Annotated in this window: 18 protein-coding genes; 13 read left to right on the top strand and 5 right to left on the bottom strand. The window is 65.5% G+C overall.

Annotated elements, in window-relative coordinates; all coding sequences use genetic code 11:
• Positions 1-205 precede the first annotated feature (205 nt).
• Positions 206-1264 (top strand): hypothetical protein, encoded by a 1059-nt coding sequence (locus XW59_RS24860; protein WP_047148500.1) that lies wholly within the window; start codon positions 206-208, stop codon positions 1262-1264.
• 241 nt (positions 1265-1505) lie between these two features.
• Here XW59_RS24860 and XW59_RS24855 read toward each other — a convergent pair whose 3' ends face one another.
• Positions 1506-3107, bottom strand: coding sequence for a cisplatin damage response ATP-dependent DNA ligase (locus XW59_RS24855; RefSeq protein WP_137327094.1), 1602 nt, complete (start codon positions 3105-3107; stop codon positions 1506-1508).
• Between the two features lie 6 nt (positions 3108-3113).
• On the bottom strand, positions 3114-4124 hold the full coding sequence (locus tag XW59_RS24850) for a ligase-associated DNA damage response exonuclease (RefSeq protein ID WP_047148502.1): 1011 nt from the start codon (positions 4122-4124) through the stop codon (positions 3114-3116).
• A 106-nt stretch (positions 4125-4230) separates the two neighbouring features.
• On the opposite strand from XW59_RS24850, the gene XW59_RS24845 reads away from it, so the two are divergent.
• The 3 genes from XW59_RS24845 to pdeM all read left to right on the top strand — a co-directional run bounded on the left by XW59_RS24845 (position 4231) and on the right by pdeM (position 8489).
• Entirely contained in the window at positions 4231-5205 is a 975-nt protein-coding gene (locus XW59_RS24845; RefSeq protein ID WP_047148503.1) for a methyltransferase domain-containing protein, read from the top strand.
• A gap of 63 nt (positions 5206-5268) precedes the next feature.
• A complete protein-coding gene (locus XW59_RS24840; protein WP_082137805.1) occupies positions 5269-7782 on the top strand; it encodes a ligase-associated DNA damage response DEXH box helicase in 2514 nt (837 codons plus the stop codon).
• On the top strand, positions 7779-8489 hold the full coding sequence (pdeM, locus tag XW59_RS24835; RefSeq protein WP_047148505.1) for a ligase-associated DNA damage response endonuclease PdeM: 711 nt from the start codon (positions 7779-7781) through the stop codon (positions 8487-8489). Before XW59_RS24840 ends, pdeM begins: the two co-directional genes overlap by 4 nt.
• A gap of 8 nt (positions 8490-8497) precedes the next feature.
• On the opposite strand, the gene XW59_RS24830 is transcribed toward pdeM, so the two are convergent.
• From XW59_RS24830 to XW59_RS24820, 3 genes are all read right to left on the bottom strand, one after another.
• Positions 8498-9286: a TIGR02186 family protein gene (locus XW59_RS24830; protein ID WP_047148506.1), complete on the bottom strand. Its 789-nt coding sequence runs from the start codon at positions 9284-9286 to the stop codon at positions 8498-8500.
• 4 nt (positions 9287-9290) lie between these two features.
• Positions 9291-10214 (bottom strand): sulfite exporter TauE/SafE family protein, encoded by a 924-nt coding sequence (locus XW59_RS24825; protein WP_047148507.1) that lies wholly within the window; start codon positions 10212-10214, stop codon positions 9291-9293.
• 188 nt (positions 10215-10402) lie between these two features.
• Positions 10403-13945, bottom strand: a complete 3543-nt coding sequence (locus XW59_RS24820; RefSeq protein WP_047148508.1) for a peptidoglycan-binding protein — start codon at positions 13943-13945, stop codon at positions 10403-10405.
• Between the two features lie 421 nt (positions 13946-14366).
• On the opposite strand from XW59_RS24820, the gene XW59_RS24815 reads away from it, so the two are divergent.
• The 9 genes from XW59_RS24815 (at position 14367) to XW59_RS24770 (ending at position 23618) form a co-directional block, all read left to right on the top strand.
• Positions 14367-14798 carry a MerR family DNA-binding transcriptional regulator gene (locus XW59_RS24815; protein ID WP_348639332.1) on the top strand — a complete coding sequence of 144 codons (432 nt, stop codon included), beginning with the start codon at positions 14367-14369 and terminating at the stop codon, positions 14796-14798.
• Between the two features lie 203 nt (positions 14799-15001).
• Complete coding sequence (locus XW59_RS24810) at positions 15002-16798, top strand: acyl-CoA dehydrogenase C-terminal domain-containing protein (RefSeq protein ID WP_047148509.1); 1797 nt, start codon at positions 15002-15004, stop codon at positions 16796-16798.
• Positions 16799-16870: 72 nt separating this feature from the next.
• Positions 16871-18043, top strand: a complete 1173-nt coding sequence (locus tag XW59_RS24805) for an acyl-CoA dehydrogenase family protein (RefSeq protein WP_136068482.1) — start codon at positions 16871-16873, stop codon at positions 18041-18043.
• 171 nt (positions 18044-18214) lie between these two features.
• Positions 18215-19423: an acetyl-CoA C-acetyltransferase gene (locus XW59_RS24800; RefSeq protein WP_047148510.1), complete on the top strand. Its 1209-nt coding sequence runs from the start codon at positions 18215-18217 to the stop codon at positions 19421-19423.
• A gap of 20 nt (positions 19424-19443) precedes the next feature.
• A complete protein-coding gene (locus XW59_RS24795) occupies positions 19444-21660 on the top strand; it encodes a 3-hydroxyacyl-CoA dehydrogenase NAD-binding domain-containing protein (RefSeq protein ID WP_047148511.1) in 2217 nt (738 codons plus the stop codon).
• 220 nt (positions 21661-21880) lie between these two features.
• The gene (locus XW59_RS24785) at positions 21881-22426 is read left to right on the top strand and encodes a thioesterase family protein (RefSeq protein ID WP_047148610.1); all 546 of its coding nucleotides are present in this window, start codon (positions 21881-21883) and stop codon (positions 22424-22426) included.
• 4 nt (positions 22427-22430) lie between these two features.
• Positions 22431-22685 (top strand): hypothetical protein, encoded by a 255-nt coding sequence (locus XW59_RS24780; RefSeq protein WP_136068486.1) that lies wholly within the window; start codon positions 22431-22433, stop codon positions 22683-22685.
• A 6-nt stretch (positions 22686-22691) separates the two neighbouring features.
• The gene (locus XW59_RS24775; RefSeq protein ID WP_082137806.1) at positions 22692-22979 is read left to right on the top strand and encodes a type II toxin-antitoxin system RelE/ParE family toxin; all 288 of its coding nucleotides are present in this window, start codon (positions 22692-22694) and stop codon (positions 22977-22979) included.
• An 18-nt stretch (positions 22980-22997) separates the two neighbouring features.
• Positions 22998-23618 (top strand): 2-hydroxychromene-2-carboxylate isomerase, encoded by a 621-nt coding sequence (locus tag XW59_RS24770; protein ID WP_082137807.1) that lies wholly within the window; start codon positions 22998-23000, stop codon positions 23616-23618.
• Positions 23619-23650: the final 32 nt, after the last annotated feature.

Here is a 23650-nt window from a genome sequence, read left to right as displayed (position 1 = left end):
CTCTCCCAGTCGATGTTTTGACGTTTGCGTAAACGTCATCTTCTTAGCAGATCGGAAATCCGGAGCAACTGCCGCGATGGGAAAAGCGGCGACGGACCTGCGGGATCAGCTTCCTGGGCATTCCGCGCTGCCTGCCGTTGATTGAACGGTCGGCTAAGGCTAACCATGTCGTAGGAAAAATTCCCGTTTGCGACAGGGGCGGCCGTTGGACCCGTTCGAAAAAGCGATCAGAAATGCTTTCGGCAAGGGCGACTCGCAGGACCGCGCTTTTCGCGAGAAGGTCTACCGGTCGGCTTTCGCCGCGCTCGACAAGGCGCTGAAGGCAAATCCCCAGACGACGGTCGAAACGGCGATGCGGCGCCGTCAGGCGCTGTCGGCGAAGATCTCGGAGATCGAATCCGAATTCATCCCGGCCGTGCCGGCGGTGGATCCCGATGTCGCCGGCGGAACTGCTTCGGCGGCGCCGCCGGTCGCGAATGGCGGCAACGGCTCGCGTGCTCAATCGCCACGCAGGGAGCCGGTGTTCGAGCCGCGCATGGAACGCGACGACTGGTCTGGCGCGCGCGGGGCGAGGGAGGTCGAGGCGCCCGCCGGCGAATACCGCAAGCCGCGACGCAGGGGGCGGCCCTATGTGATGGGCTTCATCGCCGTCACCGCGCTCTGCCTCCTGGCGATCGGCGCCTGGTGGTCGATCGGCAGCGGCATTTTCCAGTCGCAGGCGCAGCGCGACCGGAGCGTTCCCAACCCCCCCCAGGAACTGGGCGGCGAGGACTATCAGCCCGAAACGAGTTCGGAGCCGCTTGCGCCCGGTCGCGCGGAGCAGTTGGAGAACTGGATTCCCGTCTTCCAGCCTTCGGACCCGACCACGGTCACCGCTCCGGGCGGCTCGACCGCCGAGGCGATGGAGGAGGACGGCCAGCAATTCATCCGCATCCGCTCCGGAACGTCGGGCGCTGCCGTGCTGTTCGATGTCGGACAGGGCGTTCTCGAACAGATCGCCGGCAGGCGGGCCGTCTTCAATATCGTCGCCAGCGCCGAGGATGGGCAGGAGACGCAGATTTCCGTCGAATGCAATCTCGGCGAGCTCGGCGATTGCGGTCGCAAGCGCTACGCAGTCGGAGCGACGCGCGAGGACTTCCTGTTCGAGATGGATCTGCCGGACGCGAATCCCGGCGCGTCGGGCGCGATCGCCATCAGGTCGGACATCGAGAACGGCAACAAGGCGGTGGATATCTACGAAATCCGCGTCTCGCCGGCGAACTGACCGCCCGGCTCCCTGGGGTGTTTCCAGATGAAATGGAATCGTCGCTTGAAACGCCCCCTCACCACGCTTCGCGTGGTCCTTCAGGGCGAGCCGCTTGTCTCGCCCGTCCTTCGGACCCCCCTGCTCCGCAGGTGAGGAACCGGCGTCGCGGCCGGCCGCCCCGTGGATCCTCCCCCATTTTCATGGGGGAGGGGAACCACGAAATGGTGGAGGAGGTGTTTCGGTGAAAACCTGAACTGCCCTAGACGAGCATTGCGGTGAGCGTTTCGAGCCGGTCGGCCTCCGCCGCCGGCTTGTCCCAGCGCAGCCGCGATATCCGCGGAAACCGCATCGCCACGCCCGATTTGTGGCGGGTGGAGCGGTTGAGCCCCTCGAAGGCGACTTCCATCACCAGCCCGTGGTTCGGGTCGGCGCGAACCGAGCGCACCGGGCCGAAGCGCTCGACCGTGTTGTCGCGCACATATTTGTCGATCTGTCTCAGCTCCTCGTCGGTGAAGCCGAAATATGCCTTGCCGACCGGAACCAGCTCGAGCTTGTTCTCCGGGCCCGTCCACACGCCGAACGTATAGTCGGAATAGAAGCTGGAGCGCTTGCCGTGGCCGCGCTGCGCATACATCAGCACCGCGTCGATCGTGTAGGGATCGCGTTTCCATTTGAACCAGGGACCCTTGGGACGGCCCGGCACATAAGCGGAATCCAGCCGCTTCAGCATCACCCCTTCGATGATCGGGTGCGGCGGGTCGAGCCGCAATGCATTGAGATGCTGCCAGTCGCCGAAGGACACGAGCGGCGACAGGTCGAACCGTTCCGGATCGAGCGTGGGTACGAATGCCTCGAGGCGCTTCCGCCGCTCGGCGAAGGGGAGGGCACGCAGGTCCTCTTCGCCCTGCTGCAGGAGATCGTAGCAGCGCACGAAGGCGGGATAGTCGCGCATCGTCTTTTGCGCCACCGTCTTCCTGTTCAGCCTCTGCTGCAGATCGGAGAAGCTGCCCGTATGTTCGGGCGGCCTGCCTACCAGCAGTTCGCCGTCGAGCGCTCCGGCGAAATCCATCGCCTCGACGAGATCCGGAAACGCACCGGAAATGTCGTCGCCGGTGCGTGAATAGAGCCGGCGCAGCCCGCCTTCGGCGACCGCCTGCACGCGGATGCCGTCCCATTTCCATTCCGCCGCGTAGTCGGCGGGCTCGATGCGGGCGAGGTCGCTGTCCTCGACCGGATTGGAAAGCATCACCGGGCGGAACATCGCGAGCGCGGTGCGCTCTGGCTTCGCGGCCCGGCCGTCGAGCCAGTCGAACAACTCCGTATAGGGTGGCTTCAGCCCGTGCCAGATTTCCTCGATGTCGTGCACTTCGACCTCGCCGTAGTCGGCCAGGGCCTGCTTGGCGAGGCGGGCGGACACGCCCCCCCTGAGCCCGCCGGTGACGAGCTTGATGACGGCGAAACGGGAGGGCGCCTCGAGCCGGTCGAGGAGATCGGCGAGAACGCGTGGCCCGTCCGACCGGCTCGCCGACAGCAGGCGCTCGACCGCGAAGGACAGGCTGATCTCGCGGTCGTTGGCCTGCGCGCCAACGGATGTGTTCCAGACGAGTGAGATGGTCTCGGCAAGATCGCCGACATAATCGTAGGAATAGGAGAACAGCACCGCGTCCATGCGCTCCATCACGAGCGTGCGCAGCATCGCCGGTTTGACCGAGGAGAAGGAGAGATTGCCGGTGATGGCCGCCAGCGCCAGCCCGCGATCCGGGTCGGGCGTCTCCCGGAAATAGTCGATCATCAGCCGCAATTTCGCGTTGCGCGAGGGCGTGAGCAGCAGCCGGTCGAGGAGTTCGGCGAAGCGGTGCATCGTCGTCTAGTCGCCTTCGTCCTCGTAGCCGACGAGATGCAGCGGCTTGCCCTTGATGCCGTTGAGCTCGCACCAGCGCACCAGCGCCTCCTCGCGGCCGTGCGTCACCCATACCTCGCCGGCGCCGGTCTCGGCGATCGTATCCGTCAGCTCGTCCCAGTCGGAATGATCGGAAAGGATCAGCGGCAGCTCGACGCCGCGCTGCTTGACCCTCTGGCGGATGCGCATCCAGCCCGAGGCGAAGGCGGTGACGGGATCGGGAAAGCGCCGCGCCCAGCGGTCGGCGAAGGCCGATGGCGGGCCGACGACGATCTTGCCGGCGAATTCATCCCTTGCTGTTCCTTCCGCCGTCGCCGGCTCCAGCGGGCCGAGATCCACCCCCTGCGCCTGGTAGTAGTCGCAAAGCCTCGCCAGCGCGCCGTGGATGTAGATCGGCTCGGAGTAGCCGGCGTCGCGGATCAGGCGGATGACGCGCTGCGCCTTGCCGAGCGCATAGGCGCCGACGAGGTGCGCGCGCTCGGGAAACTGGCGGACGGATTTCAGGAGCCTTTCGATCTCGCCCCCGGCGCTCGGATGGCGGAAGACCGGGAGGCCGAAGGTCGCCTCCGTTATGAAGACGTCGCAGGGAACGAGTTCGAAGTCGGCGCATGTGGGATCGCTGCGCCGCTTGTAGTCGCCGGAAGCGACGATTCGCTTGCCCCGACACTCGACGGCGATCTGCGCGGAGCCGAGCACGTGCCCGGCGGGATGGAAGGAAACCGCGGCATCCTTCACCGCGATCCGCTCGCCATAGCCGATAGCCTGGGTGGTTCCTGCGAAGTCCTCGCCATAGCGCAGCGCCATGATGTCGAGCGTCTGCCGCGTGGCGAGCACATGGCCGTGGCCGGCGCGCGCATGGTCGCCATGGCCGTGGGTGACGAGCGCGCGGGAAACCGGCCGCACGGGGTCGATGTGGAAATCGCCGGGCGGGCAATAAAGCCCTTCGGGTCTCGGTTGCAGGATTTCATGCGCGTTCATGCGCCCAATTAGATAGGCATTCGCAGCCCGCAGGAAAGCCCTTGCAAATTTTCGGGACCTGAAGGATAAGCCGTCCGCTCGCCGTCCGGCGAGCGATGGATGCCCCATGAAAAAGCTGCAACTGTCTTCCGGCGATCTGGTCGCGGACCGGCGTGCCGATTATGCGGAGATGCTGGCCGCGACGGGTGACCCCGCCGCGGCGGCCGAACTCATGCGCGAAGCGCTCACCCTTGTGCCGCACTGGTCGGGCGGCTGGTTCAGGCTGGGCGAGATGTTCGAGGCCGCCGGCCGCGTTTCGGATGCCGTCGATGCCTGGCGCGAGGCGCTGCGCCTCGATGCCGACGATCGGCTGGGTGCGGCGCTCAAGCTGGAGCTTGCCGGAGCGATAAGCGGTCTCGGCGCCGTTCCAAGCCGTTTCGTCGAGACCCTGTTCGACCAATATGCCGACGAATTCGACAGATCCCTGGTCGAGCGCCTCGGTTATAGCGTGCCGCAAAGATTGGCCGAAGCCATCGCGGCAACCGGCCAGGCCTCTTTCGCCCATGCCGTCGACCTCGGCTGCGGCACTGGCCTGATGGGCGAGCGGCTGCGCGTGATGTCGAGCTATCTCGAAGGCCGCGACATATCCGCGAAGATGCTGGTCAAGGCGGCGGCCAAGGGCATCTACGATGCGCTGGAGCGGGGCGACCTGCAGACGCTGGAACCGCCAGCCGGCAAGGTCGACCTGGTGACCGCGGCCGACGTGTTCCTTTATGTCGGACGGCTGGAGCGGGTATTCGCGACCGTCGCCGGCATGCTCCTGCCGGGCGGTGTCTTCGCCTTTTCGGTCGAGAGGCACGATGGCGCGGAAGACCTGGTGCTGCGACCGTCGCGGCGCTACGCGCATTCCGAGGCGCACATACGCGAGCTCCTGCGGGTCAACGGCTTTGACTTGGCGGGCATGGAAAATGCCGTGCTCCGCTTCGACCGCGGCGAGCCGATCGAGGGGCTGATCGTGGTCGCTGTGCGGCGGGCGGCGAATGCCGTCGTCGACGTGCCGTTGCCGGTCGAGCGGGATGAAGCCGTGCAGGCGCTGCATTAGGTCGCGAACTAACGACTTGGCTCGAAAAGCGCCCGGCGCTACTTCTTTGCGGTGACCAGGATATTGGACAGCGCTTCGCTCGACGGCGCCATCGAACTGCCCGAACCTTTCGCGCGCTGGTTCGCCGGGCGCGGCTGGGCGCCTCGCGCGCATCAGCTAGACCTGCTCGCCCGCGCGCGAAGCGGCGCCTCGGCGCTGCTCATCGCACCGACCGGAGCGGGCAAGACGCTCGCCGGCTTCCTGCCGTCGCTGACCGATCTCGCTGGTCGGCCGAAGCGTAGGCCCGGAGAGGCGCAGCGTGGCGTCCACACGCTCTACATTTCGCCGCTCAAGGCGCTCGCCGTGGACATCGAGCGCAATCTCGGCAGGCCGGTCGCGGAGATGGGACTCGACATCAGGATCGAGACGCGCACCGGCGACACGCCGTCCCACAAGCGTCAGCGCCAGAAGCTTGCGCCCCCCGATATCCTGCTCACCACGCCCGAGCAGCTCGCGCTCCTGCTTTCGTCCAAGGATGCCGAGCGCTTCTTCTCCGATCTCCGATATGTCGTGCTCGACGAGTTGCATTCGCTGGTGACCTCCAAGCGTGGGCATCTGCTTTCGCTCGGCATCGCCAGGCTGCGCCGCTTCGTGCCCGACCTGCGGACGATCGGCCTTTCGGCCACCGTCGCCCAGCCCGACGAGCTGCGCCGCTGGCTGGTTCCGCAGAACCCGCCGGGAGCGATGGCGGACATCATCACCGTCGAGGGCGGCGCCAGGCCCGTCATCACCATACTGGAATCGGAAGAACGCGTGCCGTGGGCGGGCCATTCGGCGCGCTACGCCATCGACGACATCTACCGCGCGATCCTCGACCACCGCACGACGCTGCTCTTCGTCAACACGCGCAGCCAGGCCGAATTCCTGTTCCAGGAGCTGTGGCGGATAAACGAGGAATCGCTGCCGATCGCGCTGCATCACGGCTCGCTCGACGTGGCGCGCCGGCGGCGGGTGGAAAAGGCGATGGAGGCCAACAGCCTGCGCGCCATCGTCGCCACCTCGACGCTCGACCTCGGCATCGACTGGGGCGACGTCGATCTCGTCATCCATGTCGGTGCGCCCAAGGGCGCGAGCCGGCTCGCGCAGCGCATCGGCCGTTCCAACCACCGCATGGACGAGCCGAGCCGGGCGATCCTCGTGCCGGCCAATCGCTTCGAGGTGCTCGAGTGCCGCGCCGCGCTCGAGGCCAATTATCTCGGCGCCCAGGACACGCCGCCGCTGATCGCCGGCGCGCTCGACGTGCTTGCCCAGCACGTCATGGGCATGGCCTGCGCCGAACCGTTCGATGCCGCCGCACTGCTGGCCGAGATCAGGGCCGCCGCGCCCTATACGGAGCTCGACGAGGACACTTTCGCGCGCGTGGTCGACTTCGTCGCCACCGGCGGCTACGCGCTCAGAAGCTACGAACGCTACGCGCGGATCCGCCAGACGAAGGACGGGCTCTGGCGCGTCTCGCACCCGCGCTTCGCCCAGCAGTACAGGCTGAATGTCGGTACCATCGTCGAATTCCCGATGCTCAACGTGCGCATGACGCGCCAGCGCGGGCGCGGCGCCAATGTCGCTGGCGGCCCGGTGCTCGGCAAGATCGAGGAATCCTTCATCGAGGCGCTGTCGCCGGGCGACACCTTCCTGTTCGCCGGCAAGGTGCTGCGTTTCGAGGGCATCCGCGAGAACGAATGCTACGTATCGAACGCGCCGGGCCAGGACGCCAAGGTTCCGGTCTATGCGGGCGGCAAGTTCCCGCTGTCGACCTATCTGGCCGGCGAGGTGCGGGCGATGCTCGCCGACCCGAAGCGCTGGAAGGCGCTGCCCGGGCAGGTTTCGGAATGGCTGGCGATCCAGAAGATCAAATCGGTGCTGCCGAGCAGGGACGACCTGCTGGTCGAGACCTTTCCGCGCGGCAGCCGCCACTACATGGTCGCCTATCCCTTCGAGGGGCGGCTCGCCCACCAGACGCTGGGCATGCTCCTGACACGCAGGCTGGAGCGGGCGGGAGCCCGTCCGCTCGGCTTCGTCGCCACCGATTATTCGCTCGCCGTGTGGGCGCATGGCGACATCGGCGCGATGCATGAAAGCGGCGAGCTGCCGTTCTCCACGCTTTTCGACGAGGACATGCTGGGCGACGATCTCGAGGCCTGGCTGGACGACAGCTACCTTCTGAAACGTACCTTCCGTGCCTGCGCCGTCATTTCGGGCCTGATCGAGACGCGCCATCCGGGAAAGGAGAAGACCGGGCGGCAAGTGACCGTCTCGACCGATCTGATCTACGACGTGCTGCGCACGCATGATCCCGACCACATCCTGCTGCGCGCGACGCGATCGGATGCCGCCACCGGCCTGCTCGATGTCAGGAGGCTCGGCGAGATGCTATCGCGCATCAAGGGACGAATCGTGCATAAGCAGCTGACACGGATATCGCCGCTCGCCGTGCCGGTCATGCTGGAGATCGGCAAGGAACGGGTGAAGGGTGAGGCGGACGAGGCGCTTCTGTCGGAGACCGAGGAAGACCTCATTCTCGAAGCCATGGGACCCGAATGACGATCGAAGCCGGCAGGGCGCAATTCAGGCAGGGCGAGATAGAGATCGCGGGCGAGGTCGCGGTCTGCGATCCGCGCGGCGTGCTCTACCTGCCCGACTGGAAGCTGCTCGCCGTTTCCGATCTGCATTTGGAGAAGGGCTCGTCCTATGCCCGGCGTGGCCAGATGCTGCCGCCCTACGACACCGGCGCGACGCTTGCCCTTCTGGCGCGGGTGATCGGCGACCACCGCCCCGAGACCGTCATCAGCCTCGGCGACAGCTTCCACGACGGCGGCGGGGCGGGGCGGATGCCCGAAACCTATCGCCAGCAGCTTCTCGCCTTGATGGCGGGGCGCGACTGGATCTGGGTTGCCGGCAACCACGATCCCGATGCGCCCGCCGACCTGCCGGGAACGACCGCCGCGGAGGTCGCGCTCGGCAGGCTGCGCTTTCGTCATGAACCGGCGACGGGCGCCGAGCCGGGCGAGATCGCCGGCCATCTCCATCCCGGCGCGATGATCGTGCGGCGCGGCCGCGCGGTGCGCCGGCGATGCTTCGCGACCGACGGCGAGCGGCTCGTCATGCCGGCATTCGGCGCCTATACCGGCACGCTCAACGTGCTCGACCGTGCCTATCGGCGCCTGTTCCGTTGGGAGAGCTTCGTCGCCTACATGCTGGGCGAAAGCCGCGTCTACCGCATGGAGCACCGCGTCCTGCGCGCCGGCTGAGGCGCTTCTCAATCCTTGCGGAAAATGATGCGGCCGAGCCAGCCGGTGACGAAGGCGAGCGCGACGGCGAACAGGCCGTAGAAGAAGCCATGGTCCTGCGCCCAGCGATAGATCGCCTGCTCGAAGCCGGCTTTCAGGATCGCGAGCTGCGCGGAGTTCTCCTTGATGAAGACGCCGTTCTTGAAGACGAAGGCACGCGCGCGGTGCGTGCCGACCGGCACGTTGGGCGCGAGGTGAACGGTCGCGCGGAAGAGGCTCTGCGAGAGGAACTGCACGCCGCCGATGCGCTCGCTGTAAAGCCCGGTCGCCTTCTTGCGATCGCGCAGCGCGGCGGTGAATTCCTCGATCGTCGCCCGGTTGCCCTCGCGGTCGAGCGGCGAGACGGTGACGTAGTCCGCGCCGAGCGCGAGCCGCCGGTAGCTCTGCTGGTTGGTGATGTCCTGCATGGCGCGCGTCGTCGCGATCGAATAGGACATCGGCACGTTCATGAAGGTCTCGGAATGGGTGTTGATCCACATGCCGAGCACACGCGTCTTCTTCCGCACCACCACCGGCCGCGCCGGTCCTTCCAGGACCACGATGATGTCGTAGCGCCCCTGCCTGGCGATCAGCGGGTCGGCATTGTCGAGCGCGCCGAAAATGGTGAGGTCGGCGCCCGAGAAGTCCGACGTGATGGAGATGCGGTCGGTCGAAAGGCCGATCTGAATGCGCTCGGGGTTGGGATCCTCCATCTGCGCCTGGGCGGCGAGGGGAACGAGGAGGAACAGCAGCGACAGGGCGGCGCGTCCGGCGAGCATCGCTTCACGCCCCCGCCAGCGAGGTGAGCGAATAGACGCTGGCCGGCCGCACGAAGAGGTCGAAGGCGAGCCGCAGCGCCACCGCCACCACCAGCAGGGCAAGCAGTGCCCGGAGCTGCTCGCCGCGCAGCCTTTGTCCGGCGCGCGCACCGTACTGCGCGCCCGCCACGCCGCCGATCATCAGCAGGAAGGCGAGCACGACGTCGACGCTCTGATTGGCCGTCGAATGGACGATCGTCGTGTAGGCGGCCACGAAGACGATCTGGAAGAGCGAGGTGCCGACGACGACGTTGGTCGGAACCTTCAGCAGGTAGATCAGCGCCGGCACCATGATGAAGCCGCCGCCCACGCCCATGATGGAGGCGAGGAAGCCGATGATGGCGCCGATGCCGAGGACGGGGATGATGCTGACGAAGAGCTTGGAGGCGCGGAAGCGCATCTTGAGCGGCAGCCGGTGGATCCAGTTGTGCTGGCCGGGCTTGCGCAGGCTCGCCGCATTGCCGCCGGCCGCGCGTCGCATGGCCTGCACGCTTTCCACCAGCATGAGCCCGCCGACCGTGCCGAGCAGCGCGACATAGAGCAGCGAGACGAACAGGTCGAGCTGGCCGACGCTGCGCAGAAGCGAGAAGACATAGACGCCGAGACTCGATCCGACGATGCCGCCGAGCAGGAGCACGGTGCCGAGCTTGAAGTCGAGTGTTCCCCGCTTGAAATGCGCCAGCGCTCCGGAGATCGACGAGGCGACCACCTGGTTGGCGCCGGTGGCGACCGCGATCGCCGGTGGGATGTTGTAGAAAATCAGAAGCGGCGTGATCAGAAACCCGCCGCCGACGCCGAACATTCCAGAGAGAAACCCCACCGCCGCGCCCATCGCCAGGAGCACGAGCATGTTCACCGACATTTCTGCGATCGGGAGATAAATGCCCACCCGTCAAACTCGATTACTAGTGTCTAATTCAGCGACCCGTTCCTGCCGGAATGATGTCTGGAAAATATATCGTTCTTGCGCCCACAATTAGGCGAAGTCAAACGGCTTAAGCCTTGTTTTGCCTAAAAAAGCTCCTGTTCCCGCCATTTCGCGGGAAAGGAGATCGCGAGCCCTGCCGGACGGCGGCGTCAGCGTCGGGCGAGCAGCGCGCGCACCAGCGGCTCGTCGACCTCTCCGGTCGCCGCCATGCCGCTGTCCTTCTGGAAGGCGGAGATGGCGTTCTTGGTCTTCTGGCCCATCACGCCGTCGGTCGCGCCGGCGTCGTAGCCGTTCTTGTTGAGGATCGTCTGGATGTTCTTCACCGCCTGCTTCATGTCGATGCTGGAGGTGGTCGTGCCGTCTTCGCGCCAGCCGTCCGGAACCTCGACGGTGTTGGCCTGGGCGTCGATCTCCTTCGGCTGCCAGAGCTCGGCCGCCGCCTTCGACTTTTCGAGCTGGTCGGGATTGAGCGTTCTTGCGATCTCGTCGCGCTTTTCGGCCGCGTCCTTGTCGCCGGTGCGGGCGACGAGGTCGAACCATTTGTAGGCTTCCTCCAGATCCTGCTGCATGCCGACGCCCTTGGCCGACAGGATGCCGAGATTGAACTGGCTGTCCTTCACGCCGAGCTCGGCGGCCTCGAGAAACCACCGCGCCGCCGATTCGTTGTCGGCTACGCTGTCGGCGCCCATGGCGAACAGCACCGCGAGATTGTGCATGGCGCTGGCGTTGCCTTGCGCCGCGGCCATCTGGTACCAGGTCTTCGCCTTGGCGACGTCACGCGCGACGCCGATGCCCTTCTCGTAGAGATTGCCGATGCGGTATTGGGCCGGTGCAAGCCCCAATTCGGCCGCGCGCTCGTACCAGGAGGCCGCTTTCGCCAGGTCTGTTTCAACGCCCTGGCCTTCCGCGTAGCGATTGCCGATCTCGTAGAGCGCCTTCGCGTCGCCCGCGGCGGCTGCCTCGCGCAATGCGACGGGCCCGGCTTCGAGCGGGATCGCCGCAACCGCTTCGCCGGCTGCCGCCGCCCCGATTTCTTGCGCGGCCTCTGCCGGCGTGACCGGCGTTGGTGCGACTGCGGCTTCCTCCTCCATTGCCGGCGCGGCAGTCGCCGCGGAAACGGAGTCCAGCCATTCGGTGGTCACGTCGGCGGTGGAGGCAGCGGTCATCATCGCCGCCTTCGCCGATGGGGCTTCGGGGTTGGCGGCCGTCGCCGCGCCGCTGTCCCGGGAAACTTCCGTCTCGGCGGGCGCCACCGCCGCCGTCTTCTCGTCGGCGACTTCCTCGACTGCCACGGGCGTCGGCGTATCTGTCGCGGCAAGCTCCGCGTTCTCGGCCAGAAGCGACTTGCCGAGCTGCATGGCCGTGAGCGCCATCAGGATCGCGGCGATGCCCATCATCACCGGCTTGCGGTTGCGCTTCAGGAGCCCCCCGATGCTGAAGCCGGTCGTGCTGCTCTTGGAGGCGGGGCGCTTCAGCATCTCGGCCTCGGCGGCGGCCGCCTGCGCCGCGCGCCGGGCGGCGGCGATGAAATCCGACTTGGCGGCGTCCGGCTCGCTACCGCGAAGCGCGGGGCCGCGCTCGTCGCGGACGCGGCGCATGATCGCGTTGAGGTCCGGTGCGCCGGAGCCGGGCTCCAGCGGCTGGTTGGCGATTTCCGGCGCCAGCGGCTCGTCGAGTTCGACGCTCGGCGCGGCGGACTTCGCGACGGTCGGGGCTGGCTCGAAAGCGTCCCGCTTGACCCGGCCGGAGGCCTTCCTGCCGGAAAGCGCGCGCGTCAGCCCGCCGAGAACCGAACGCTTCCTCTCGGTCTCGGAAGCGCCTTCCTGCTCGGCCAGCGCGGCTTCGGCCGCAAGCGCTGCCGCGGTCGCCGGCGTGCGGGCTTCCGCTTCGTCCGCTTCGAGGCCGACGAGTTCCATCTGGTCGAGGTCGCTCTGGATCGACGGCGCGGCGACGCCGAGCTGCCGCCCGGATGGCGCGGCGCGGTCGTCCGGGGTTCTCGCCGCGCCGGATTCGATCGTGGCCAGGCGCTCGACGATCTTCAGCAGCGTGTCGTGGATGGCCTCGAAGGTCTTGGCGTTGCGGTCGTCCGACTTGCGGGTCAGCGTCTCGAGCGCCCGAAGGTCTTCCGCGAGCCCTTTCACGAGCGTCGTCTCGGCGGCCGATCCGGCGAACGAACGGACCGCGTCCTCGGCTGCCTGGCGCGCGGCGACGATGACGTCCTGGCGTCCTTCGACGATCGATCGTTCGATCTCGTCGAGCCTCGGCGCAAGATCGCCGGCGGGCGTGGCGAGATGGGAGGACAGCGCCGCGACCTGCGCCTCGAGACTGAGGATCAGATCCTTGTCGAGCCCCAGCTCGGCATGCGCCGTACGCTCCAGCCGCAGCGAGATGTCCTCCAGCCGCGTTTCGATCGAGCGGATCGCGGCGTCGCCGGCGGCAGCGCCGTTGCGTTCCAGCCTGGCGGCGAGCTCCGCGAAATGCTCGTCCATCGCCTCGATCAGGCCGCCGCGGTCCTGCATGTCGGGGGCGGCATCGATCCGGGAAGCCACTTCCTCGAGCCGCCTTTCGAGCTCCTGGAAAAGTGCCTGGCTCTGTTCGATCGCGTCGCCCTGGCGCTGGTCCAGCATGTCGGAGAGCATGACGAAACGATCTTCGAGCGACCGGAAAACGCGGTCCATGTCGGGCATTGCGGGTGCGGCATTGTCGAGCTTCGCCGCGATCGCGGTGATCTGGTCGGCGAAACGCTCGATTGCCTGGTCGGGAAGATCGACCCGCTTGGCGATGTCGTCCACGCGCTCCGACAGCGTCGCGAGCTGACCGGCGAGCACGCCGGTCGTGTCGTCCTCCATCAGTTCCTGGATCTGATGCGCGAGCGAGGAGATGCGCGCCTCGATCCGCTGGAACGGCTCGGGATCGAAATTGGCGGTGTGGGCGATCGCCGAGGACGCGGCGATCGCCCGCGATATCTCGTCGAGACGCTCTTCTATCGCTTCCATCGCGGCCGGGCCGCCACGGTCCTGCTGCTGGTGCGCGAAGCGGTCGACCGCGGTCGCGAGCAGCTTCATCTTCTCTTCCAGCGAGCGCAGCGTGACCGAGGAGGGCAGGCTGTTCACCGCTCCGCCGATCTCCTCCAGCCGGCTGGTGAGCGCCTGGATCGCGGGGTCGGCGTCGGGCTTGCTCGAAAGGCGGTCCTCGAAGGCGCTCCAGCGCTGGTCGAATTCGTCCCAGCGCCGGTCGACGGATTGCAGCGTCTCCTCGCGCGCGAGCTTGCCGAGCGCATTCTTCACCTGCTCCATCTCGAGGCGGAGCAGGTTGATCTGGCGGTCGTCCGTGCGTTCGGCCAATTGGCGGATCATGCCCGAGAGCCGTTCGAATTCGGCGCTGAGTTCGGCCGCCTGGGGCTCGGCGCGGGGCGTCGCGAAGGCGCGCTCGATATCCGCCTTGAGGGCGGCGAATTCGCGGCGCAGCCCGGTGCTCATCTGCTGGCGCAGCTCGTCGCGCAGTGCGCTGACCTCGCTCGCCGATCTGGCCGCGCTGGCCCGGGGATCGGCCTGCGGCGTCCCGCCTGCCTGCGGACGGGCGATGCGGCTTTCCAGCTCTTCCAGCGTCTGGGCCAGGTGTTCGATGGCCGAACTCGGACGCCGCCGGCGACCGGTATTCAGGCTTTCGAGATAGGACCGTCTGTTGTTCATCGAATTTTCCGCCGCCCCTTTTTCGCCGGGAAATCCGGCCCGCCCTTGCGTTTCCGCCGCTCGCCGTCCCCCTCGTGCATGTGGGGAATGGCGAAAAGACTGTCCTTCCAGGGAAGGTCCGTGAGCAACGAGATACGGGATAACCACGGGAAATCGCTATCCGCACCATTCCTCCATCGTGGTAAACAATCCCTTAATCGCGTTTACCAAATCGAAATGTTCGACCGGCTCACGGGAGTCCTGCGGCGTCTTTTCGCACTTGCCGCGAAAACTTCCCGCGCCTATATGCGCGCAAAACGCAAAGGCTGGCCCGGGGCCGCCTGTCGCAATGTCTCACCAGAAAATGGAAGCTGCTCGCCCCTGCGGTTTCCTCTCTGCGTTCCGTCGGAGCGCAGTGACGGGGAAAAATGAAATGATGAACATGATGCCGGCCAGCGAGAGCATGGCCAACTCCACGGAAGTTGCTGACGATTATCTTCGCATAGGCGATATGGCCAGGAACTTCGGCGTTACCTTGCGCACCCTGCGCTTCTACGAGGACAAGGGCCTGATCAGCCCCAAGCGGGACGGCAATACCCGCCTCTACAGCCAGCGCGAGGTCAAGCGCCTCCAGATGATCATGCTTGGCCGCCGCGTCGGCTTCTCGTTGCGCGAGGTCAAGCAGATGATGGATCTCTACGATCCGAAGGGCAGCAACATCAAGCAGCTCAAGCTCGTGCTCGACAAGTCCGAGCGCCAGTTGACCAAGCTCGAAAAGCAGCGGGTTGCGATCGAAGAGGCGATGTCGGAGCTCAGGAACGCGATGTCGTCCTGGCGCGCCGCTCTCGCCGACCGCCAGATCGCTTCCGCCTAAAAAGCTTCCGGTCCCGTCGGGTCGGCCCGGACGCCCGTGGTTTTCCACGGGCGTCTTTTCGCGTTTGCGCATACCTCTGATCCGCTGCTCCCGAAAAATTGACGTTTACGCAAACGTCAAAGTTTGCTAGCTTCGCCGCAACCTTCGCTTCCGCCCGGCGGACGCCGCGCGGAAGTGCTTGCACGCCCTGTTGGAGGATTGTCATGCCGACTTACAAAGCGCCGGTCGCGGATACGCTTTTTGTCCTGAACGATGTGCTCGGCTACGAGCGTTATTCCAACCTGCCCGGATTTTCGGACGCGACGCCCGACGTGCTCGAGGCGATCCTCGCGGAAGGTGCGAAGCTGGCGGAAAACACGCTTCACCCGCTCAACCGCGTCGGCGACGAGGAAGGCTGCGTGCGCCAGGGCGACGGCAGCGTGACGACGCCAAAGGGTTTCAGGGAAGCCTACGGCCAGTATCGCGAAGGCGGCTGGATGGGACTTGCCGTTCCGGCCGAATATGGCGGGCAGGGGCTTCCCTATTCGGTCCATTCGGCGGTCGGCGAGTACATGTCGTCCGCCAACATGGCGCTGATGATGTATCCGGGCCTGACCCAGGGCGCGATCGCGGCGATCCTCGCGCACGGCTCGGAGGAGCAGAAGCAGACCTTCGTTCCCAGGATGGTCGAGGGCGTGTGGACCGGCACGATGAACCTGACCGAGCCGCATTGCGGCACCGATCTCGGCCTGCTGCGCACCAAGGCGGTGCCGAACGGCGACGGTTCCTATCGGATTTCCGGCCAGAAGATCTTCATCTCCGCCGGCGAGCACGACATGGCGGACAACATCGTGCATCTGGTGCTCGCCCGCATCGAGGGTGCGCCGGAAGGCGTGAAGGGCATCTCGCTGTTCATAGTGCCGAAGTTCAGGCTCGATGCCGACGGCAATCCCGGCGGGCCGAACGGCGTCTCCTGCGGCTCGATCGAGGAGAAGATGGGCATTCACGGCAACGCCACCTGCGTGATGAACTACGACGACGCGGAGGGCCATCTGCTCGGCGCGGAGAATGGCGGCCTCAAGGCGATGTTCGTGATGATGAACGAAGCCCGTCTCGGCGTCGGCCTGCAGGGCCTCGCGGTCTCGGAGATCGCGTATCAGAACGCGGTCGCCTATGCGAAGGAGCGCCTGCAGGGACGTTCGCTCTCCGGCCCCAAGGCGCCCGACAAGAAGGCCGACCCGATCATCGTCCACCCCGACATCCGCCGCAAGCTGATGACCATGAGGGCCTTCAACGAGGCCGGCCGCGCGCTGGTGCTGTGGACCGCGCTCAAATCCGATGTCGCCCATCGCTCCGGTGACGAGAAGGAGCGTCAGGCGGCCGACGACCACATGGGTCTGATGACGCCGATCGTCAAAGGCGTGCTCACCGACAAGGGCTTCGACAATGCGGTCATGGCGCAGCAGGTTTTCGGCGGCCATGGCTATATCGAGGAGCATGGCATGAGCCAGTTCGTGCGCGATGCCCGCATCGCCATGATCTACGAGGGCGCGAACGGCATCCAGGCGCTCGACCTCGTCGGCCGCAAGCTGGCGCTGAACGGCGGCCGCGCCGTACAGGCCTTCTTCAAGGAGGTCGGTGATTTCTGCGAGGAAAACCGCGCCGATGAAAGGATGGCGCCGTTCACCAAGGCGCTGAAGAAGGGCCTGAACGATCTCCAGGCGGCGACCATGTGGTTGATGCAGAACGCCATGCAGAAGCCGGACAACGCGGGCGCGGCCTCCACCGACTACATGCATCTCTTCGGCCTCGTCGCGCTCGGCTACATGTGGGCGCGGATGGCGAAGACCGCGCAACGGAAGCTCGCCGAGGGCGCTGACGGCTCGGCCGCCTTCTGCGAGGCCAAGGTCGCGACCGCCCGCTACTACATGGACCGCATCATGCCGGAATCGGCAGCGCATCTCGCCCGCATCTCCAGCGGCGCCGATTCCATGATGGCGCTTGCGGAGGAGGCGTTCTAACCTCTATTCCAGCGGAAGTCTGTTCAAGATTGAACGTCTTCACTATATGATTGGTGCGGGAGGTACTGTTTGATGGCGACAAATCCGGCCGAAGTTCTCGCTCTTCCGAAGGCCTCCTGGGCCGACGAGGAAGTGTGCATGCTCTACGACATGGCCACCCGCTTCCTCGCCGACGAGATCGCGCCGCGCTACGAGGAATTCGAGAAGGCGGAGATTTTCGACCGGGGGAGTTGGAGGAAGGCCGGCGAGGCCGGCCTGCTCTGCGCCTCGATGCCCGAGGAATATGGCGGCTCGGGCGGCACCTTCGCCCATGAAAGCGCGATCATCGAGGCGATCAGCCATGTCGGCGTCGACGGTTTCGGCATCGCACTGCACAACTCGATCGTCGCGCCCTACATACTTCACTATGGTTCCGAAGAGCAGAAGAGGAAATGGCTGCCGCGGATGGCGACCGGCGAGCTCATCGGTGCCATCGCCATGACCGAGCCCGGCGCCGGCTCCGACCTTCAGGGCGTGAAGACGCGTGCGGAGAAGGACGGCAATCAGTACCGCATCAACGGCTCCAAGACCTTCATCACCAACGGCCAGCTCGCCAATCTCATCGTCGTCGTCACCAAGACCGACCCGGCGATGGGCGCGAAGGGCACCTCGCTGATCGTGGTGGAGACCGACGAGGTGGACGGCTTCGAGCGCGGCCGCAACCTCGACAAGATCGGTCTGAAGTCCAACGATACGTCCGAGCTCTTCTTCAACGACGTTCGCGTGCCGACCTCGAACCTGCTGGGAACCGAGGAAGGCCAGGGCTTCGTCCAGCTGATGCAGCAGCTTCCGCAGGAGCGCCTGCAGATCGGCACGACCGCGATCTCGATGGTCGAGCGGGCACTGGCGCTGACGATCGACTACGTCAAGGAACGCAAGGCTTTCGGCAAGGCGATCCTCGACTTCCAGAACACGCAGTTCAAGCTTGCGGAGCTGAAGACGGAGGCCACGATCGGCAGGGTCTTCTACAACGATTGCGTCGCGCGCCACGTCAATGGCGGGCTCGACCCGGTCACGGCCTCGATGGCCAAATACTGGCTGTCCGACCTTCAGGGCAAGATCGTCGACGAGTGCCTGCAGCTTCACGGCGGCTATGGCTACATGAACGAATATCCGATCGCGCGCATGTATCGCGACGCCCGCGTCCAGCGCATCTATGGCGGCACCAACGAGATCATGAAGCTGCTCATTGCGAGGAGCTTGTAGGAGCCGAAATGAAACAGGTGCTTCCTATTTCCCTCTGCTCCGATGACCGTCTCCCCATGGAGAGCGGAACGCAACTGCGGCGGGCCGCCAGCCGTTCAGACGCAGGTGGAAAGAAGCTTCGTACCAATTGATCCGGATTTCGCTCCGGTTCGCAAAAACAGGGAGAAACGAATGTCTGACGCTTATGTCTATGACGCCGTGCGCACGCCCCGCGGCCGCGGCAAGAAGGACGGTTCGCTGCACGAGGTGCCGGCCGTGCGCCTCGCCGCGAAGACGCTGGAAGCGGTCCGCGACCGCAACGGTCTCGACACAAGCCAGGTCGACGACATCATCTTCGGCTGCGTCGATCCGGTCGGCGAGGCCGGCTCGGTCATTCCGCGCGCGGCGACCTTCGAGGCCGGCTACGCCACCGAGGCGCCGGGCATCCAGATCTCGCGCTTCTGCGCTTCCGGCCTCGACGCCATCAATCTCGGCGCCGCCAAGATCGCCGGCGGCTCCGACGACATCGTGATCGCCGGCGGGGTGGAAAGCATGAGCCGCGTCGGCATGGGCATGTCGGGCGGCGCGTGGTTCATGGACCCTTCGGTGGGCCTGCCGGGCTATTTCGTGCCGCAGGGGGTTTCGGCCGATCTGATCGCGACCAAATACGGGTTCTCGCGCGACGACGTCGACGCCTATGCGGTGGAGAGCCAGAAGCGCGCCGCGAAGGCCTGGGAAAAGGGCTGGTTCAAGAACTCGGTGATCCCGATCAAGGACCAGAACGGCCTGACGATCCTCGATCATGACGAGCACATGCGGCCCTCGACCGACATGCAGTCGCTCGCCTCGCTCAACCCGTCCTTCGTCATGCCGGGCGAGATGGGCGGCTTCGACGCCGTCGCCATCCAGCGCCATCCGGAGGTCGAGGCCGTCGATCACGTCCACCATGCCGGCAATTCCTCCGGCATCGTCGACGGCGCGGCCGCCGTTCTGCTCGGCTCCAGGAAGGCCGGCAAGGCGATGGGCCTGAAGCCGCGCGCGCGCATCCGCGCCTTCACCAATATCGGCTCCGAGCCGGCGATCATGCTGACCGGCCCGGTCGACGTGACGGAAAAGCTTCTGAAGAAGGCGAAGATGACGCTTTCCGACATCGACCTGTTCGAGCTCAACGAGGCGTTCGCGTCCGTGGTGCTGCGCTACATGCAGGCCTTCGACATTCCGCACGACAAGATCAACGTCAATGGCGGCGCCATCGCCATGGGCCACCCGCTGGGTGCCACCGGCGCGATGATCTTCGGCACGGTGCTGGACGAGCTGGAGCGTCGCGACCTGAACACCGCGCTGGTGACGCTGTGCATCGGCGCCGGCATGGGCACCGCGACGATCATCGAGCGGGTTTGATCGGGCCGGAGGAGAGAAAAATGGCTGACTACAAGAACTTCACCGTCGAAACCGATTCCGACGGCATCGCGCTCGTCACCTGGGACATGCCCGACAAGTCGATGAACGTCTTTACCGAGGAGGTGATGGACGAGCTCGACAGGATCGTCGACCATGTCGCCTCGACCGAGAAGGTCAAGGGCGCGGTCATCACCTCCGGCAAGGAGACCTTCTCCGGCGGCGCCGACCTCACCATGCTGCAGAAGATGCTCAAGCTCTTCGCCGACGAGCAGGCGAAGGACGAGCAGAAGGCGATCCAGCTCCTGTTCGACAATGCCGGTCGCATGAGCCACCTCTTCCGCAAGCTGGAAACCTCCGGCAAGCCTTGGGTATCGGCGATAAACGGCACCTGCATGGGCGGCGCCTTCGAGATGTCGCTCGCCTGCCACGGTCGCGTCGCGGCCGACAGCGATGCGGTCAAGATGGCGCTTCCCGAGGTGAAGGTCGGCATCTTCCCCGGTGCCGGCGGCACCCAGCGCGTGCCCCGTCTCGCCGATCCGCAATCGGCGCTCCAGATGCTGACCTCGGGCCAGAACCTGTCGCCGAAGAAGGCGAAGGGCATGAACCTGATCCACGAGATCGCCGCTCCCGACAAGCTGATCGAGACGGCGAAGAAGATGATCAAGGACGGGCTGAAGCCGGTCCAGCCCTGGGACGAGAAGGGCTTCAAGCTGCCCGGCGGGCCGGTCTATTCGGCGGCTGGCGCGAACCTCTGGCCGCCGGCGATCGCCATCCTGCGCCGCGAGACCTCCGGCAATTATCCGGGCGCGGCCGCGATCCTGAAATGCGCGTATGAGGGTCTGCTGGTTCCGTTCGATACCGCGCTGCGGATCGAGCAGCGCTATTTCACCGAGATCCTGCGCACCACCGAGGCGCGCATGATGATCCGCTCGCTCTTCGTCTCGCTGCAGGAGCTGAACAAGGGCGCGCGCCGGCCGCAGGGCGTTCCCGACACGAAGTTCAAGAAGATCGGCGTGCTCGGCGCTGGATTCATGGGCGCCGGCATCGCCTATGTGACGGCGAAGGCCGGCATTCCGGTCGTGCTTCTCGACCGCGACATGCCCTCCGCCGAAAAGGGCAAGGCGCACTCGGCTGGCCTGGTGGACGGCGCAATCAAGAAGGGCCGCGCAACCGAGGCGGAGAAGGAGCAGCTCCTTTCGCTCATCACGCCGACGGTGGACTACGAGGACCTCGACGGCTGCGACCTCGTGATCGAGGCCGTGTTCGAGGATTCCGAGGTCAAGAAGGGCGCGACCGAGAAGACCGAAGCCGTCATCGCCAAGGACGCCGTCTTCGCTTCCAACACCTCGACGATTCCGATCACCTCGCTGGCGAAGAACTCGGCGCGGCCGAAGAACTTCATCGGCATCCACTTCTTCTCGCCGGTCGACAGGATGATGCTGGTCGAGATCATCCTCGGCAAGAAGACCGAGGACAAGGCGCTGGCGGTCGCCATCGACTATGTGCGCGCGATTAAGAAGACGCCGATCGTCGTCAACGACACCCGTGGCTTCTACGTTAATCGCTGCGTGCTGCGCTACATGTCGGAAGCCTTCCAGATGCTCATCGAGGGCGTGCCGCCGGCGATGATCGAGAATGCGGCGAAGATGGCCGGCATGCCGGTCGGACCGCTGGCCCTCACCGACGAGACGGCGATAGACCTCGCCCAGAAGATCATGAAGCAGACGATCCGCGACCTCGGCGAGAAGGCGGTCGACAAGGATCAGTTCGCGCTGATCAACACCATGGTCGACACCCATGGGCGTCATGGCCGCAAGAACGGCAAGGGCTTCTACGACTATCCGGCAAAGCCGGCCAAGAAACATCTGTGGCCGGAGCTGAAGGACCTCTATCCGCAGCAGGATCCCGACAAGGTCGACGTCGAGGAGCTGAAGCGCCGTTTCCTCTTCACCATCGCGCTCGAGGCCGCCCGCGTCATGGAGGAAGGCATCGTCACCGACCCGCGCGAGGCGGATGTCGGTTCCATCCTCGCCTTCGGCTTCGCGCCCTATACGGGCGGTGCGCTGTCCTACATCGACGGGATCGGCGCCAAGAAGTTCGTCAGGCTCGCCAAGGATCTTCAGAAGAAATACGGGGCGCAGTTCAAGGCGCCGAAGCTGCTCCTCGACATGGCGGAGAAGGGCGAGACCTTCTACGACCGCTTCAACCCGTATCCGAAGATGAAGAAGGCGGCGTAGGGTGCGGCGTTCCTCTCCCCGCTCGCGGGGGTGAGGAGTGATCCGCGCAGCGGACGAAAAGCCAACGATTTGGCTTTTCGAGCGACGAACGCCCGGAGCGAAAGCGAAGGGCCGGTCGGCAGGCAGGTGAGGGGCGGTACTTCGTCCGGCCAGATAGGCTCTGCCTCTCATCCGGCCCTTCGGGCCACCTTCTCCCCGTGAACGGGGAATGGAGCATCTCATGTACGTCTGGGCCCGTCTCGCCAGAATGGCGCTGACCGCGAAATCGCGCGGCGTCTACCGCATGGGAGATGAGAGCAGGCTGACCTTCCGCTGCCTGCCGACCGACATCGATTCCAACTTCCACCTGAACAATGCGCGCTACATGATGCTCGCGGATGTCGGCCGCATCGATATCTTCATGCGCGCCGGCCTGATCAAGCTTGCCCGCGGCCGGGGCTGGGCGCCGATGATGGGCGGACTGCAATCCGTCTATGTCCGAGAGATCAGGCTGTGGCGCAAGTTCGACGTGGTTTCCACCGTCGAGACCTGGGAGGGCACGCAGGTCATCGGCCGTCACCGCTTCGTTTTCGAGGATGGCGAGACGGCGGCGCTGGTCATGACGACCGCGGGCATCTACGATTTCCGCAACCGCCGCTTCGTGCCGATCGACGACCTCGTCGCCGAACTCGGGCAACGCATCGAGCCGCGCCCGCCGAGCGAGGAGGAGCGCATCTTCATGGCGTCGCATGCGGGCCTCAGGAAGCTGGCGAAGGGCGAAGGCTAGTTCCTTGCGCAAATCCGGCATTGCGCTATCGTGCGGTGATGAGGTGCAGCCGATGACCAAGCTTGAACGCGCTATAGCCGAAGCGGAAAAACTGCCGACCGAGCTCCAGGAGAAACTTGGAGACGAGTTGCTGCATTCGGTTCATAAGCTTCTCGCGCTTCGTGATGACCTCTCGGCAGGTGTCGCCGAGCTCGATGCGGACAAGGGCATTCGCGGCGAGGCGGTCCTTTCGGGATTGAAAGCGCGATATGGCGCTTGAGGTCGTATTCGCGCCGCTGGCGCACACGATCTCCGGGATATTCTGGACTACATCTCAGCCGACGACGAACACGCTGCGATACGCATGCTGGAGCGATTCACAAGAACGATCTCGCTGCTTGCGGAGAAAGCGTTCATCGGGCCGGCAGCAAGCTGGATCGGCTTTTCGGGGATGCGGAAAATGACCGTACCTCCCTACGTGATCTACTATCGCTCCTATGAGGAACGGCTTGAGATCGTAAGAATTCTTCATTCGTCGCGCGATATCGATTCGACGGACTTCATCAATCATTGAGCCATTCAGGAGCCACGCTTGCCCGAGATCGAAATCGACTACTACTTCGTATGCGTTTCGCCTTTCGCCTATCTCGGGCACGAGGCCTTTCATGCCCTTGCGGTGAAGCACGGCGCGACGATCCGCTATAAGCCGATGAAGCTCATGGGCGTCTGGGAGAAGTCGGGCTCGGTTCCGCTGAGCCAGCGATCCGACACGCGCAAGCGCTATCGCCGGATCGAGCTTCAGCGCGTCGCCGACATTCGCGGCCTTCCGCTCAATGTCGAGCCGAAATATTTCCCGGTCGACTCCTCGCTCGCGGACCGCGCGATCATTGCCCTGATCGAAAGCGGCAAGGACCCGACGGGCTTCATTTGGCGGGTCCATCGCGGCGTGTGGGTCGGCGACGAGAACGTGTCCGACCGCGCGCAGCTCGCCGCTTATCTTGCAGCCGAGGGACATGATGGCGAAGTGGTGCTGGCCGCCGCCGAAGGCGGGGAGGTCGCCGCGATATACCAGCGCAACACAGACGACGCCGTCGCCGCCGACGCGATCGGCGCACCGGTCTATGTGCTGAACGGCGAGCCGTTCTGGGGGCAGGACCGGCTGGACTATCTGGCGCATGCGCTGGAAACCGGAAGGGGACCCTTCCGCGGCTGACGTTCGCGTGACCGTGATGGCGGAGAAGCTTA

Source organism: Aquamicrobium sp. LC103 (assembly GCF_001014615.2).
Classification (GTDB): domain Bacteria; phylum Pseudomonadota; class Alphaproteobacteria; order Rhizobiales; family Rhizobiaceae; genus LBCQ02.
The sequence above is the reverse complement of the archived record's forward strand: the minus strand, read 5'-3'. Positions and strand labels throughout refer to the sequence as shown.

Coding starts and splice junctions, on each gene's coding strand:
- XW59_RS24820 (WP_047148508.1), bottom strand. CDS start 13,945: ATGAACAACAGACGGTCCTATCTCGAAAGCCTGAATACCGGTCGCCGG.
- XW59_RS24850 (WP_047148502.1), bottom strand. CDS start 4,124: ATGAACGCGCATGAAATCCTGCAACCGAGACCCGAAGGGCTTTATTGC.
- XW59_RS24830 (WP_047148506.1), bottom strand. CDS start 9,286: ATGCTCGCCGGACGCGCCGCCCTGTCGCTGCTGTTCCTCCTCGTTCCC.
- XW59_RS24785 (WP_047148610.1), top strand. CDS start 21,881: ATGTACGTCTGGGCCCGTCTCGCCAGAATGGCGCTGACCGCGAAATCG.
- XW59_RS24815 (WP_348639332.1), top strand. CDS start 14,367: ATGATGCCGGCCAGCGAGAGCATGGCCAACTCCACGGAAGTTGCTGAC.
- XW59_RS24805 (WP_136068482.1), top strand. CDS start 16,871: ATGGCGACAAATCCGGCCGAAGTTCTCGCTCTTCCGAAGGCCTCCTGG.
- XW59_RS24810 (WP_047148509.1), top strand. CDS start 15,002: ATGCCGACTTACAAAGCGCCGGTCGCGGATACGCTTTTTGTCCTGAAC.
- XW59_RS24795 (WP_047148511.1), top strand. CDS start 19,444: ATGGCTGACTACAAGAACTTCACCGTCGAAACCGATTCCGACGGCATC.
- XW59_RS24845 (WP_047148503.1), top strand. CDS start 4,231: ATGAAAAAGCTGCAACTGTCTTCCGGCGATCTGGTCGCGGACCGGCGT.
- XW59_RS24855 (WP_137327094.1), bottom strand. CDS start 3,107: ATGCACCGCTTCGCCGAACTCCTCGACCGGCTGCTGCTCACGCCCTCG.
- XW59_RS24800 (WP_047148510.1), top strand. CDS start 18,215: ATGTCTGACGCTTATGTCTATGACGCCGTGCGCACGCCCCGCGGCCGC.
- pdeM (WP_047148505.1), top strand. CDS start 7,779: ATGACGATCGAAGCCGGCAGGGCGCAATTCAGGCAGGGCGAGATAGAG.